The organism is Tabrizicola piscis (genome assembly GCF_003940805.1).
Taxonomy (GTDB): Bacteria; Pseudomonadota; Alphaproteobacteria; order Rhodobacterales; family Rhodobacteraceae; genus Tabrizicola; species Tabrizicola piscis.
In genome coordinates, this window is sequence record NZ_CP034329.1 from 84,355 (window position 1) to 98,560 (window position 14,206).

Below are 14,206 nucleotides of genomic sequence, written 5' to 3' on the forward strand. Positions count from 1 at the left end.
CGACGCGGTTTTCCATCGTCACGCAGCCAGCAAGCGAGGCAGTCGGGCGAGGTTGTTCGCGGCCATCGTGAGGATGAAGCGGGCGCGCACAAGTTCGAGGCCGCGATAGACGGTCTGAGCCATGCCGCCGACAGTCTTGGCCCAGCCGAAGGCCTCTTCGATCCGTTTGCGGTGTTTGATCGACAGGGCGTAACCCTTGTGCCGGGTCGTGCGACCGTCGATCGCTGAATATCTCGATTTCTGAGCGACATGCGGGGTTACGCAGGCTTTTCGTAGGTCGGCGACAAACTCGGCCGCGTCGAACCCTTTGTCTGCACCCAGCGTCAACTGTCGGGTTGACCCAGGAGAATGGCGATGGATCATGTCGAGGGCGGCGCGCCGTTCCGCATGACCCTCGGCCTGCGTCAGGTCGCCCTGCACAATCAGACCGGAGCGGTTTTCCATCAGGGCATGACCCATGAAGCACAGCATGGCGCCGGTGCCGGGGGACTTCTTGTAGAGCCGGGCATCGGGGTCGGTGGTCGAGGCATGGGTGGCATTGGACCGCTTCTCGCCCCGGAAGTCGACTTCTGCATTGCGGCTCTGGCGTGTTGGGCGGGGCATCGGGGTGGTTTCGACTTCGGTTGGTTCGGTCTGAGCTTCATCGGTTGCGTCGCGTCCGGGCGGGCGGCCCGGGTCGTCATCCGGCGGCGTGTCTCCCGCCTTCGGCTGGAAGCTTTTCATCGAGGCCCAGGCCTTGACCATCGTGCCGTCGACCGAGAAGTGCTCGTCCGACAGGAGCGGCGCGACTTCGCGGTGGGCGAGGATCGCAGCCATCACCTTGCGCGACATGTCGGTCGTGAGCAGCCGGTCGCGGTTCTTGGTGAACACGGTCGGCACCCAGACGGCGTCGTCGATGCCGAGCCCTACGAACCAGCGGAACAGCAGGTTGTATTGCATCTGTTCCATCAACTGCCGCTCGGAGCGGACCGAGAACAGGATCTGGATCAGGCTCGCCCGGATCAGCCGTTCCGGTGGGATCGAGGGGCGACCGAAATCGGTGTAAAGCGCCTCGAACTCGCTATCCAGGCTGGCCAGCGCCTCGTTCACCACCTGACGGATCTTGCGCAGCGGATGCCGTGCCGGAATGCGCGCCTTCAGATCGACATAGCTGAACAGCGACCCGCTCATCTCGTCCGTCCCGCGCATCATAACCCCCGCCCTTATCGTCCCGAGGGTGAATCATGTTCTCAAACCACTGTCGAGGCAGGACTATTTCAGCGGCCTGTTAGCAGACAGATTCTGCTGGCGAAGAGCATCAGTCCAACCGAGAAGAGAAAGGACCGGCCAGATAAGATCATCCTCAGTCTGACTTTCATTTGTGTTTTGGTTGATCGGAAACTTGTCAAACGCGGAGCGGAGTTTCACTTCTAAGCTCGAAGACGCGCTGGACGAGAACTTTTGCCACTCTTGTGTCTGTTGAATGGTTTCCGTCAAGAAATCTGACGAAAAGAGACTCCCCTGTCCTGTAATCTCAATGGTCAACGCTGCGCCTCCGGCTTTTCCCCCTTGGTAGCAGCCGTAACCAAGGAAGGCATCCCAAATCGAACTGACAGCAACGCGAAGCTCCACAGAGGTCAGTCGACGTACCCGCGCCGCTTCTTCGCCCCTGCGAGCTTCATCAAAGCCGTGATGGCCTTGCCCTCATCAGGGTGCGTCTCGACCATCATCTGCCCCCGAAAGCCGATCCGGCCCCACTCGCGCACGAGGCTGGCGCGACCGAAGAGGTCGCGTTGCACACTCAGCCGATAGTAGCGACGCAAGTTGCGCGCCGGATCGATCCGGCGCATCTGCACGTCGGTTGGGAAGACATCGAGCTGGATCGGGCTGTGGTACATATAGTGATCGACTGAGGTTCTCTTGACAATATCAGGTGGAAGCTTGCGCTTCCACCTCGATTTCCCCGCGAGGGGAACGGGGGCTCACGCCCCCTTCTTGAACTTCATGACCGGGATACCCAGCTTCTTGGCCTTGTCGGCGAGGTTTTCCTGGATGCCATTGCCCGGGAAGACGAGGACACCCACCGGCAGCACGTCCAGCATGGCGTCGTTGCGCTTGAAGGGAGCGGCCTTGGCGTGCTTGGTCCAGTCGGGCTTGAAGGCCACCTGCGTCACGCCCCTCGCCTCGGCCCATTTGGCGGCGATGAGTTCTGCGCCCTTCGGGCTGCCACCATGGAGAAGGACCATGTCGGGATACTTGGTCCGGACCTGATCGAGCTTGCCCCAGATCAGGCGGTGATCGTTGAAGTCGGTCCCACCGGTGAGGGCGACCTTGGGGCCAGCGGGCAGCATCACCTCGGTTTCCGCGCGGCGCTTCGCGGCCAGGAAATCGCGGCTGTCGATAAGCGCTGCGGTCATGTGCTGGCGGTTCACCATCGAGCCGGTGCGGGGGCGCCAAGTCGATCCCGTGTGATGGACAAACTCGGTGGCGGCGTGATCACGCATCATGTCCATGCAGTTGCGCCGTTCGATCAGTGTCAGACCTTCGGCCGTCAGGCGCTCAAGCTCGGTGGATTTCACCTCGGAGCCGTCCTGCTCGCGCTGGAGTCGGCGCTGTGCCTGCTCGTTCTCATCGAGCGACCGCTCGATCCGGGCCGTGGCGCGGTGGAAGAGGTTGACCTGGCCCCAGAGCACCTCTTCGAGGTCGGGTTCCATGCGGGTGTCTTCTAGGGTCGCGACGAGGGCATCGAAGATGTCGGCGACGGCGACCGCGAGGCGCTGCCCATCGGGCATCGGGCGCGGATCGGGCTCGTCAAAGGGGCGGTAGCCATAAAGCTGCAGCTCGTCGAGCGCATGGGCGGTCTGTGATGCGGTGTGGGCGGGTTCATAGGCGTCGTCGTGGGTGTGGATCGTCATTGGTTTCTTGCCTCCGGGCCTGTCTTGTCCGCGCGTCATCCCGCGCGGCCTTCATGGGCTGCGAAAGCCGTGGGAGGGGACGCCCCTTCACCCCCTTTCGGGGCCGGAACGCATGTGAAGGAGGACGGGGGGCGGCTGATTTGTCTTTCGCGATGCAAAGGCGGCTCTGCCGCCGGCGGAAATCAGTCGCCCCCCGTCCTTGAAGGGGCGGCCCCTTTGACGGCCGCCTGCCCATCTCTTGAAGGCCGTGTGGGTGACGGGTGGATGAGACTGCCCGGGAGGAGGCAAAGCGACGATCCAGAGCCATGCCAGGGATCCGTGACCCCTGCCCCGCTATCCCGGACCGCACCTTGCGCGATGCGGATCAGCCTGACAGGCGATGCCAATCCGCGGGCCCGAACTGACCTGCCAGATGTTGGCGCAGCGCCTCCTTGCCGTTCGCCCGAAGATCATCGTTGAAATCCCCGAGCCGCGGTTCCAGCACCCGAACGGCAATCCCGGCCTCGGTTGCTCTGGCGCGCAACCTCTCTGCCGCGCGTTGGCCAGCGGGATCGCGGTCGATGGCGATGTAGAGGCGCTGAAGCCCCTCCGGCAGCAGGACAGCCCCGAGGTGACCCGACGAGAGCGCCGCCCAGACGGGAAGGCCGGGCACAGCCTCGACAAGGGACAGCATGGTCTCGATGCCTTCGCCGACCACGAGGATGTCGTCATGCGGGGTCAGCCTGACGGCATTGCCGAGGAGGTGACCCATGGCACGCCGCTGCGTCTCGACCCGCGCCTTTCCCTGACCGTCAGGCGCAAGCCAGGTACGATGCACACCCTGCAACGCCCCTGCCCCATCGGTGACTGCGGCGATCAGCGCCGGTCTGGGGAGACTCCGAGTCTGGCCCTCATCCCGATGCCAGCACTTCGGGTGAAAGCGAAGGGCGCTCATCCTGCCGCCTTGGGTCAGGCCCCGGGAGCGGAGGTAGGTGTCAGCAAGCGTACCTGCGACCGGCACCGAGGCTGCGAACAGACGCGCCGCCGCCACGGGTGTGCCGCCGGGGGCTTTGGCCTTCTTTGGGGACGGCGGAGCCGGGAAGACCGGCTGCGGGCGACCAAGATGCGCCCGGGCCTCGGTCAGAAGGTCGGGAAAGCGGGAGATCCCGGTCCTCTCGCGGATGATGTCGAGAAGATCGCCATGCTCGCCCGTGGCGCCGTCGGTAAACTTGCCTGCCGCACCGGGCCCCGAGGCAGGCCCGGTCAACCGCACGAAGAGTGACCGGCCGGGATTGTTCTGCAGATCGCCCACGATCCAGTAGGACCCCTCCCGCCGTCCGGCGGGAAGGTAATGGCGACACACGCTCTCTGCGTTTTCCGCCAGAGCGCGGATCACATCTTCGGTCTCGGAATACATGGCTCAACACCCTCCGCGTGCCTGTAGTCCCGTCACAGGACAACGCGCAAGCAGACGCTCCAGTACCGCGATCCCGCTGGCGTCAGTTGGGCAGAACAGGCGCAGCTTCCAACTGATGATCTCCGAGAAGAAGCCATAGGCTTTGAGCCTATCCTTGGCAGCTTCCGAGAAGCCGGAGAGCTCGATCCGGTTAACGCCCATGACGCGGGACCGGTGCAACTCCATCCCCTCGGCCAGCCGCACGACGGTCTTGCCCTCAAGAACGAGAGCATGGATCTGCGCGGCCGAAAGCTTCGGCGCGTCATCCGCAAGCGTTGTCGCGACCCAAGCGGGCGAGACGCGGCGACCGATGATGCGCTGACCATCGTCCGTCTGCAGCCGGTAGACGCGGGTCTCGTCTTGGGGAAGCTGCTTCCAGATCGGCAGCAAGAGGCCCGCCACGATGTGCAGCGTGGACTCGCTGTACTCCGGCACCTCGGCCAGTTCCGCAGTCCAGGCAGCGGCGAAGGCTGCGCGGTCGGCCTCGAGCCAGTGGGTTTCCTCCATCATCCGGGCTGGGACGGTGCTGGTCTCCATCGGCCGGATCAGCCGCAGGCGGGGCTCGATGGTGCCGTCGTCCAGCATCAGGCTGGTGGCCGGCACCTGCACCGCCGCCCGGCCCGAGCGGCTGTTGACCAGAAGCCGCGCCTTCGGGTCATCGAGCCAGTCCAGCGCGTCCGCGAGGGAGGTCGGCGTGTTGCGGCGCTTTTCCGCGATGGTCAGCAGTTGGGTTTCCGCGCCGGACCCGGGATGGGTGTAGATCACCCGCGCATCCGTGACACGGAAGCTTTCTGCGCGCAGCGTCTCGAGTCCAAGGTCATAGACCCCGGCCGCGATGGCGCCTTCGATCCGCTGATCGAGCAATTCCTCGAAGGCCGAGAACAGCACGGCCTGCATGTCGATCGTCAGCGCCAACAGGCGATTGAGGAAGGTGGTGATCGGGGGCAGCTCATCCTTCAGACCGTTTTCATCGGTCAGGCTGAGCCCCGTCGCATCCTCGAAGGCCCCAAGCGAGCATCCCGCCACATCGCCGCGGTAGATGTGGCGGTAGAGCTGGCGCAGGGCATCGCGGGCATAGGGGCTTTCGAGATTGTCCTCGGGTCGGAACAGCCCTTGCCCGCCGGTCTGGCGCTGACCGCGTGTAATGGCACCCAGCGTGTCGAGGCGGCGCGCGATGGTCGAAAGAAACCGCTTCTCCGCTTTCACATCGGTGGCCACCGGCCGGAACAGCGGCGGCTGCGCCTGATTGGTGCGGTTGGTGCGGCCCAGACCCTGGATGGCCGCATCGGCTTTCCAACCGGGCTCCAGAAGGTAGTGGACCCGCAGGCGCTGGTTCTTGGCGCCTAGATCGGCGTGATAGCTGCGGCCCGTGCCCCCAGCATCGGAGAAGATCAAGATGCGCTTCTGGTCATCCATGAAGGCAGCGGTTTCCGCGAGGTTGGCAGACCCCGCCCGGCTTTCCACGACGAGCCGCGCCGCAGGACCCTCGCCCTTGCGCACGATGCGGCGCGACCGGCCCGTGACCTCGGCCACGAGATCGGTGCCGAAGCGCTGGACGATCTGGTCGAGCGCCCCCGGCACGGGCGGTAATGACGCCAGTTTTTCGATCAGGGCGTCACGTCTACGAGCTGCCTCGCGACATTCGACCGGCTGGCCATCTCGCACGACGGGCCGGGAGGACAGATTGCCTTCGCTGTCGGTGAAGGGCTCATAAAGCTGCACCGGGAAGGAATGGGCGAGGTAGTCCAGGACATATTCCCGCGGGGTGATGTCGACGCGGATGTCGTTCCACTCCTCGGTCGGGATCTCCGACAGCCGCCGCTCCATCAGCGCCTCGCCGGTCGAGACGATCTGGATGACGGCCGCATGGCCTGCGGCCAGGTCGGCCTCGATGGCGGCGATCAGGGTGGGGGTTTTCATTGAGGTCAGCATATGGCCGAAGAAGCGCTGCTTGGCGGACTCGAAGGCAGACCGCGCGGCGGATTTGGCCTGGCGGTTCAGCGTTCCACGATCGCACGTGATGTTGGCCGCCTCCATCGCAGCTGCGAGGTTGTTGTGGATGATGGCGAAGGCCCCGGCGTAGGCATCGTAGATGCCGCGCTGCTCGGGGGTCAGCGCGTGTTCGAGAATCTCGTATTCGACGCCATCATAGGAAAGCGACCGGGCGGTATAGAGGCCGAGCGACCGCAGGTCGCGGGCGAGGACCTCCATCGCCGCGACGCCGCCTGCCTCGATAGCCTCGACGAATTCCGCCCGCGTCGCGAAGGGGAAATCTTCCCCACCCCAAAGGCCGAGCCTTTGCGCATAGGCAAGGTTGTGCACGGCCGTGGCGCCGGTGGCCGAGACATAGACCACGCGGGCATTGGGCAGCTTGTGTTGCAGCCGCAGGCCCGCCCTGCCCTGCTGCGAGGCCTCGGTGTCACCGCGCTCGCCCTTCGATCCGGCGGCATTCGCCATGGCATGGCTTTCATCGAACAGGATCACCCCGTCGAAATCCGCCCCAAGCCAGTCGACGATCTGGTCGACGCGGGATTTCTTGGCGCCCCGCTCTTCGGAGCGCAGGGTGGCGTAGGTGGTGAAGAGGATGCCCTGAGTGAGCGGGATGTCGCGGCATTGCGCAAAGCGCGAGAGGGGCGTCACCAACAGCCGCTCTTGGCCAAGCGCCGACCAGTCGCGCTGCGCGTCCTCGAGAAGCTTGTCGCTCTTCGAGATCCAGAGCGCCTTGCGGCGACCTTGGGCCCAGTTGTCGAGCACAATCCCGGCCGATTGGCGGCCCTTGCCCGCGCCCGTGCCATCGCCAAGGAAGAAGCCGCGGCGGAAGCGGACGGCGTCCGCGGCATCGTCAGGCGCGGCCGAGACCATGTCGCCAGTTTCATCGACGGTCCACGATCCGGCGAGATACGCGCCATGCGCCTCGCCTGCGTAGATCACGGTTTCAAGCTGCGCATCAGAGAGCAGGCCGTCGTGCAGGACGGCTGGCGGCAGCTTGGGGCGGTAGCTGGGTTTCGGCGGCGAGACGGACGCCATGGCCGTAGACTGCACCAGTTTGGTCGGGTGCGGTGCCGCGCCGGGGATGTCGATGGCCTGCAGGCGGAAGGTCTCGTAGATCGCTTCGGAAAGGCGCGAAGCGCCGATGTCGTCCGCCGTCTCGCGCAGGGTGTATGCAAGGTCCTCGGCATCGGGCGTGGTGACATGCGCATCCATCCTGGCCGACGCCGTTGACCGCGAGGGTCGAGCGGTGAGGCCGGAGGAACGGCCCGGAATTCCCCGGAAAGAGGAAATGGGCTGGGAGCATGCGCCCACACCCGCATCCAACTCGAGGCGTTGCGGGACCTCGGCGGTGATCCGGGCAAGGAGGTGGGCCACATCCGGCGAAATCGGGCGTGCCAGATCGGCTGTGATGCCGCCCGGCTCGCCGCCGCGGCATTTGTCGAAGACCGAGATCCGGGTCTCGAAGCTGGTCCCGTGCTTGGCGAAAGCAGCGCCCGACACAGCGCCGGTGAAGACCAGATGGGCAGACTCGGTCAGGCGGGCGAAGGTTTCCGCCCAGGCGGGCGCATCGGGCGCGAAGTTGGCCCCGGTGATGGCCACGAGCCGACCACCGGGCACAAGGCGCGCAAGCGCCGAGCGCAGATGCCGGGCCGTCGCCTCGGTCGTCCGACCATCGACATGTGCAACCGCCGAAAATGGCGGGTTCATCAGGATGACGCTCGGGCGAAGGCCTGCGTCCAGATGATCGTCGATCTGTGCGGCATCAAAGGTGGTGGCGGCGCGCCCTGGAAAGAGAAGACGCAGAAGATCGGCGCGGGTGTCTGCCAACTCGTTCAGCGCGAGGCTGCCGCCGGCGATTTCCGCGAGGATCGCCAGAAGGCCGGTCCCGGCCGAAGGCTCGAGGACCAGGTCACGCGGCGTGATCTGCGCAGCAGTGAGCGCCGCGAGCCCCATGGGCAACGGCGTCGAGAATTGCTGGAAGCGCTCCATCTCCTCCGAACGCCGGGTATGCGTGGGCAAGAGGTCCGCGACCTTGGCGAGGATCGGCAGCAGTGCCGAAGGCGATCCCGCACGGGCGAGCAGCGCACGGCCGAACTTCCGCAGGAAGATGACCAGCGCCACCTCGCCCGCCTCATAGGCAAGCTTCCAGTCCCAGGCACCATCGGCATCGGAGCCGCCAAAGGCGCGTTCCATCTCGAGGCGCAGACGCAGCGCGTCGATCTGGAAGCCTTGGGCGAGATCGGGCTGCAGCACCTCGGCCACGGCGAGGATCGCGGGCGCGGGATCGCGAGATGGAACAGGAACTGGAGGCGCGACAGCAGCGAGATAGGTCATCGGGGAACTCCGGAATGAGGGACAGGACCAGCCCCGGACACCCTCTCTCGGGCACCCTCAGGCCTGATCTTCCCCGGCCCCCCTCTTCCTCTCGAGCCGACGCGTCCCGGACGCTTGGCTTGATTTTGTTCCTGTTATGTTCTATATTGGGGATCAAGCCAGTAAGGGAGTTTCCCGATGGACAGCACCACATACGACTTGCCCGCAACGCCCAAGCAGATCGCCTATGCGCGGTCCCTCGCCTTGCGCAACCAGACCCTTCTGCCGTGGGAGGTTCAGCAGGACCGCCGGTCCCTGAGCGCCTGGATCGAGGCACAGGCCCAGCTGAAGCCGGTATCCGAAATGGATCGGCTGCCCACGTCGAAGCAGGTAGCCTTCGCGGAGAAACTCGCGCGGATCAAACGCCGCGCCGTCCCGGACGAGTGCTTCCGCGACAAAGGGCTGATGTCGAAGTGGATCGACGGGAACAGGTGATCGAGCATCTCAGACGAGCGGCAACTGTGCTCTGTTAGATGTACTCGAAGTCGAGATGTGATGCCAGCAGTGGGATGCCCTTGCGTTTGGCCCGGGAGACAGGTCGTTGCAAGGAACGCCGCGCAAACCCGGAAACCACCTTTCCAAAAGTAGCACCCCTGTTGACCCGCGATTGCCTTGGCTAAAAGCAGGACATCTTCATCGAGAGAAAGGGTTGTGTGCGTGGTGCACCTATGCAGATTCAGCGTCAAATGGGGTGTTGGTCGGGTTCATCAAAGGCTGATTTTCGGCACATGCGATTGGAAGTCTACACCAACATGGCCCTTACCGGGCCTGTCGGCTTGGACCGCGTCGGCAGGTAAATCGCGGCTGATCAGATCATCCCCCTGACGCTGGACCTGTGGAAAAATCGGCCAACTTCATCTTTGCCGATGCCGACCCTGACATTGCCGCGACCGGGGCGGTGAAGAATTTCACTCTGAATGCAGGGCAGGTCTGTTAGGCGGGCACGCGGCATTCTATGCGGCGCGCAGAGTATCCGACGTTCGTGACGGCGGTAAAGCGCGTGGCCGAGGCACTTGTGCCCGGCGAAACACTTGGGGCCGACCATCACACCACAGCAGTTTGGCCGGGTGCGGGCGTTCTTCGACGTGGCGAAATTGGACGGGGCCAAGTTGATTACTGGTGGCGCAGCTGCCACGATCACAGGGCAGGACGGCGGCTTCGACATCGCCCCGGCAGTCTATGCTGATGTGATCAACGATATGCGCGTGGCCCTCGAAGAGGCATTCGGCCCAGTGGGCGTGCTCATCCCCTTTGACACCGACCATAATGCGAGCCGTATCGCCAATGGCAGCGACCATGGCCTGATTGGCGCGCTGTGAACCCGCACTATCAGTCGTGGCCTGCGCGTGGCCGTCCGGGTAAAGGCAGGGCAGTGTCTCATCAAGGTCTAGAATACGGTGTCGTTGCAAACGCCCTTTGGCGTCCACAAAAACAATGAATATGGCCGCAAAAAGGGCATCGAGGCGATCCACCACTATTCACACTTCGGGATGACAACGGTCAGAATGCAGCGCGTTGCATTGCTGCTTCACATTGATATTGTTGCTGAATATTCGCTGGTCATTATTCAATCACAGAAAAGCGCACAGTGCCTGTTCATTGCGTTCGCTGATCAGGTCATACTCGTTGTGCCAAACTGCGCTAAAGGACCGGCGGAGACATCCGATTACGACCCACGGAAATCCGCCGTTATTTGATATATGAAAGGGTATCTGATGTTGTCACGTCGCTCCTTCGCCCTGACGGGCGCCGCCTTTGGCACAAGTGCCGCACTCCCCGCTTTTGCCCGCGCGCCGCTTGGTGTGACCCTGCCCAGCTTTCACCGTGTCAAAGTCGGCACTACTGAGGTGACAGCGCTTTTAGACGGCGTTCTGGCGCTGAGCCCTGATTACTTCTCGGGCGTCGATCCCGCCAATATGGCCGCTATCCTGGAGTCGGTCGGACAAGATTCCACGCTGGAAACGCCGATCAACACCTTCGTCGTGAACACGGAAAGCGGGACCTATCTGGTCGATGCAGGTCTTGGAGGCGCACAGCTTTTCGGCCCCGGCCTTGGCAATACGCTGGCCAACCTGACCGCCGTTGGCATCACGCCCGACCAGATCGACGGCGTGATCCTGACCCACGCTCACCCCGATCACGCCGAGGGGCTGGTGGACGCGGAAGGCAAAGCGGTCTTCCCGAATGCCGAGATCGTCATCCATGAAGCCGAGATGAAGTTCTGGGGCGATGACGCGATCCTGGCTCAAGCCCCCGACAGTGCCAAGGGCCTGTTCGAATCCGCCCGTCGCACGCTTGGCGCCTATGCCGACCGCACGCGGCAAGTGGCCGAAAGTGAGGTGTTCCCCGGCCTGACGCTGAAGCACGCGCCTGGCCATACGATGGGTCATTCGGTGCTGCACATTGCCAGCGGTGACCAGCAGATGATGATCATGGGCGACACGCTGCACAACATCGCCATCCACACGGCGGTGCCTGAGGCCGGTTTCGGGTTTGATACCGATGCCACCCTTGCGGCGCAGTCGCGCCGCAAACTGTTGGAAATGGCAGCCGCCGATGGCATCCTGACGGCGTTCACCCATGTCAACTTCCCCGGCTTTGGCAAATTCAAGGCCAAGGACAGCGGCTTTGTCTATCTGCCGGCTGATTGGGTCTGATCCCAAACAAAACGGATGGATGGGGATATCCCCTTCCATCCGCCCGATCTTCCCGCCTCATGCCCCGAAAGTTCCCGACATCATGACCCAGCTTGCCGTTGATTCCCGCGTTGTCGCCCGCTTGACCGGCACCTTGCCCGAAGGCGGTTTTGAAGAGGGCACGCCGATCTGGGCCTGTGACGCGCCGGGCCTGCTGGACCCAGCCGACGCACCCGAAACACGGCTTGACGCCGTGCCATTGGGTGAAAAGCTGGCCTTTCTGATGGAAGACGTGATCACCCGCGCCGAGGCCGCGCGGTTCATCGACCTGACCGAAAGTCTGGGCTACCGCGATGCCGCCCCCGGCATTCAGACCCCGCCGGGCATGCGCCGCAACAAGACCGTGCACTGGATTGCGCCCGAGGCGGCCATGGCGGAACTGCACCGCCGCATGAAATCCTTGCTTCCCGCGACGCTTGAAGGGCGCGCACTGTCACCGCGTCTTAGCCAGCGGATCAACATGTACCGTTACGATATCGGGGATGAATTTAACCTGCATACCGATGGCGACTGGCCGGGATTCGGGCTTTCGACAGACGGAACGGGCATGGCGCAATGGCGCGGCACCCATTCGATGCTGACGATGCTATTGTACCTGAACGGTTCCGAGGATGGCATCATCGGCGGCGAAACGGTGCTTTACGACAAGGGCGAAGCCGGGGCCACCATCACCCCCCACACCGGGCGGGCTCTGTTCTTTCGCCACGGGCAGAACCGGGCGTCAGTGTTGCATGCAGGCGCACGGCTGGGCGCGGGTACCAGCAAATATGTGGCGCGCATCAACGTCATGTATGATCTGCAATCAGTTGCAGCCGGTCAGTTCGAAGCACCAAGGTGCTTGTAGACCGTGGTGCGCGACATGCCCAGTTCCTGCGCCGCACGGGTTACGTTGCCGTCGTGGCGGCGCACGGCCGCACGCACGGCAAGGCACTGATCGGCCTTCCACTGCACGCCTTTACAACTGGCACAGGCATGTTGAATAGCAGGGGTTGACCTATTGACCAGCAGGCCTGCGAAATCCGCCATCTGCACAGGCCCGCTCTGGCGCCGCCCCGCGGCTTGGGCCATCGCCGCCCGCAATTCGCGCAGGTTACCCGGCCAATCATGTGCCGCCAGAAGGTCTGCGACCCCTCGCCCAAGCGTGGCATCAGCGCGTGCTGCCCGCGCAAAGCGCAATGCGAGCGCGGGCAGATCACTGCGGTCGTTCAACAATGGCAGGGTAATTACCGTCCCCATCGCTGCATAGCGCAGTTGTGGGACAAGGTCAGCCGCAGCCGGGGCAGTGGTCGCGCCGAGCAAGAACAGGACATCGGGCCGCACAAGCGCGCCGGTCATCGGATGGCGATATTCGCCCTGTTCCAGCAGCCGAGCGATGACCAACTGCAAGGGTCCGGCAAGGGCCGTCATGTCCCCAAGATACAGGCTGCCCCCTACCGCCTCGGCCAAAAGGCCCGTGCTTTCCGTCTGTCCCAGCAGTGTTGTGACTGCCTGCGTGGCATTCAAAGTGGCTGCATCCACCGCCACGAACGGCTTGCCCTTCCGCGCGATGGCATGGGCAATGCGGGCATAGGTTTCTTTGCCCGTACCACTTTGCCCGATCAGGCAGATTGGCTGGCCGTTGCGCGCCGCATCCGGCAGGCCGGACAGCGCGCGGCGTAGGGCGGGGTCATCCAGCACGATCTCGCGGAACGGGTCGGCTTCGCGGTCTGCGACAGCAACAGGTTTGGCGGGCATCGACACCACCGGGCTTTGCCGCCCCGCCAGCGCGAAGCTTGCGCGGTTTGCAACGCAGCGCATCGACACACCCGACCCCATTCTGTCACGCAGGCGCAGGGTTTCGCCCTGCAGCAGGCGCTGCGCAATATCCTCGAACTGCCGGTCGAACAGCCGGTCAAACCGTTCGGATAGCAGGTTTTTGAACCCGGTCAGAAACATCTCGCCCCGCCGGTTCACGGCATGGATCCGAAACTCTTCATCCAGCACCAGCATGCCCACCGACAGCGTACCCAGATATTCCGGTCTTGGGTGGAACTGCAAAACGATCATCCGGTCATGTGTGGCGCGAATTAGGCTGTTTTCTATGTTGCTCGCCGACATCTGCACCAGCGCCGCCGTATGTTGCTGCCGGATCGTGGACCCTGATGACGCATCCAGCACCCCCGCCAGACCACCTCGCCCGTCAAAGATCGGGGCCGAAATGCAACTAACATCGCCATGCGCGCGCAGGAAATGTTCGCCACCGTAAATCTGCGTCGGAGCGCGGTTGATGATGCACAGACCCAAGGCGTTCGTACCCCGTGTCGCTTCTGTCCAGACCGACCCCGCAATGACGGCTCGCCCTGCATCAGTATCGGCGAACTGACCGTCGGTCAGCGTGTCCAGCACCACCCCATCGGGCGATCCAAGCGCGATCATAAAATTTGACCCGGCGATCTGGTCGAACAGCAATTCCAGCTCTGGCCGGGCGAAATGGATCAGGTCGGCGTGGTCCGCGCGGCTGGCGCGAAAGGCTGTGTCGGTAAGAACCAGACCCTCGCTGCGCGCCAGCGGATCAAGGCCGAACCCAAGACTGCGCAGCCAGCTATCAGAGATATCACCCGGCAATGCGCCGCCCGGAAACCGCCCTTGCGATTCAAGCATCATGCGAGCGCGCGACAGCGCCGCGCTTTGATGTGACATTGTCGGTCCTCCTCCCCAGGCTGACCCCCCTTTTGGCTAAGTGGCCAGAGCCGTTTTGTCAACGCGCCAACCGATTCGCAGGCGACTGTCCAGATTTTGCACAGTGGCCGGATGATGGGGCCGCATGCTGTCCACAT

11 protein-coding genes are annotated in these 14,206 nt (G+C 63.8%); 5 read left to right on the top strand and 6 right to left on the bottom strand.

Features of this window, described 5'->3' with window-relative positions:
• Nucleotides 1-18 precede the first annotated feature (18 nt).
• From EI545_RS20720 to EI545_RS20740, 5 genes are all read right to left on the bottom strand, one after another.
• On the bottom strand, nucleotides 19-1,188 hold the full coding sequence (locus EI545_RS20720) for an IS5 family transposase (protein WP_125327898.1): 1,170 nt from the start codon (nucleotides 1,186-1,188) through the stop codon (nucleotides 19-21).
• A gap of 428 nt (nucleotides 1,189-1,616) precedes the next feature.
• Nucleotides 1,617-1,877, bottom strand: a complete 261-nt coding sequence (locus EI545_RS20725; protein ID WP_125327856.1) for a WGR domain-containing protein — start codon at nucleotides 1,875-1,877, stop codon at nucleotides 1,617-1,619.
• An 84-nt stretch (nucleotides 1,878-1,961) separates the two neighbouring features.
• Complete coding sequence (locus EI545_RS20730) at nucleotides 1,962-2,894, bottom strand: DUF2493 domain-containing protein (RefSeq protein WP_125327857.1); 933 nt, start codon at nucleotides 2,892-2,894, stop codon at nucleotides 1,962-1,964.
• A 364-nt stretch (nucleotides 2,895-3,258) separates the two neighbouring features.
• Nucleotides 3,259-4,290: a DUF7146 domain-containing protein gene (locus tag EI545_RS20735; RefSeq protein ID WP_125327858.1), complete on the bottom strand. Its 1,032-nt coding sequence runs from the start codon at nucleotides 4,288-4,290 to the stop codon at nucleotides 3,259-3,261.
• A gap of 3 nt (nucleotides 4,291-4,293) precedes the next feature.
• A complete protein-coding gene (locus tag EI545_RS20740) occupies nucleotides 4,294-8,655 on the bottom strand; it encodes a strawberry notch family protein (protein WP_125327859.1) in 4,362 nt (1,453 codons plus the stop codon).
• A 177-nt stretch (nucleotides 8,656-8,832) separates the two neighbouring features.
• On the opposite strand from EI545_RS20740, the gene EI545_RS20745 reads away from it, so the two are divergent.
• The 5 genes from EI545_RS20745 (at nucleotide 8,833) to EI545_RS20765 (ending at nucleotide 12,234) form a co-directional block, all read left to right on the top strand.
• Nucleotides 8,833-9,129, top strand: a complete 297-nt coding sequence (locus EI545_RS20745) for a hypothetical protein (RefSeq protein ID WP_125327860.1) — start codon at nucleotides 8,833-8,835, stop codon at nucleotides 9,127-9,129.
• Between the two features lie 596 nt (nucleotides 9,130-9,725).
• Complete coding sequence (locus EI545_RS20750; protein WP_164517414.1) at nucleotides 9,726-10,013, top strand: aldehyde dehydrogenase family protein; 288 nt, start codon at nucleotides 9,726-9,728, stop codon at nucleotides 10,011-10,013.
• A 78-nt stretch (nucleotides 10,014-10,091) separates the two neighbouring features.
• Nucleotides 10,092-10,391 (top strand): hypothetical protein, encoded by a 300-nt coding sequence (locus tag EI545_RS20755; protein ID WP_125327862.1) that lies wholly within the window; start codon nucleotides 10,092-10,094, stop codon nucleotides 10,389-10,391.
• Nucleotides 10,392-10,409: 18 nt separating this feature from the next.
• Entirely contained in the window at nucleotides 10,410-11,351 is a 942-nt protein-coding gene (locus tag EI545_RS20760; RefSeq protein WP_164517415.1) for an MBL fold metallo-hydrolase, read from the top strand.
• Between the two features lie 82 nt (nucleotides 11,352-11,433).
• Entirely contained in the window at nucleotides 11,434-12,234 is an 801-nt protein-coding gene (locus EI545_RS20765) for a 2OG-Fe(II) oxygenase (protein WP_164517416.1), read from the top strand.
• Here the strand turns inward: EI545_RS20765 and EI545_RS20770 are convergent.
• Complete coding sequence (locus tag EI545_RS20770; RefSeq protein WP_125327865.1) at nucleotides 12,207-14,069, bottom strand: sigma-54-dependent Fis family transcriptional regulator; 1,863 nt, start codon at nucleotides 14,067-14,069, stop codon at nucleotides 12,207-12,209. The two genes, EI545_RS20765 and EI545_RS20770, sit on opposite strands and share 28 nt — an antisense overlap.
• Between the last annotated feature and the right edge of the window lie 137 nt (nucleotides 14,070-14,206).

Excerpts from the sequence above, each read along its gene's own strand:
- EI545_RS20720 (WP_125327898.1), bottom strand. The coding sequence starts at position 1,188 with ATGCGCGGGACGGACGAGATGAGCGGGTCGCTGTTCAGCTATGTCGAT.
- EI545_RS20725 (WP_125327856.1), bottom strand. The coding sequence starts at position 1,877 with ATGTACCACAGCCCGATCCAGCTCGATGTCTTCCCAACCGACGTGCAG.
- EI545_RS20730 (WP_125327857.1), bottom strand. The coding sequence starts at position 2,894 with ATGACGATCCACACCCACGACGACGCCTATGAACCCGCCCACACCGCA.
- EI545_RS20735 (WP_125327858.1), bottom strand. The coding sequence starts at position 4,290 with ATGTATTCCGAGACCGAAGATGTGATCCGCGCTCTGGCGGAAAACGCA.
- EI545_RS20740 (WP_125327859.1), bottom strand. The coding sequence starts at position 8,655 with ATGACCTATCTCGCTGCTGTCGCGCCTCCAGTTCCTGTTCCATCTCGC.
- EI545_RS20745 (WP_125327860.1), top strand. The coding sequence starts at position 8,833 with ATGGACAGCACCACATACGACTTGCCCGCAACGCCCAAGCAGATCGCC.
- EI545_RS20760 (WP_164517415.1), top strand. The coding sequence starts at position 10,410 with ATGTTGTCACGTCGCTCCTTCGCCCTGACGGGCGCCGCCTTTGGCACA.
- EI545_RS20765 (WP_164517416.1), top strand. The coding sequence starts at position 11,434 with ATGACCCAGCTTGCCGTTGATTCCCGCGTTGTCGCCCGCTTGACCGGC.
- EI545_RS20770 (WP_125327865.1), bottom strand. The coding sequence starts at position 14,069 with ATGTCACATCAAAGCGCGGCGCTGTCGCGCGCTCGCATGATGCTTGAA.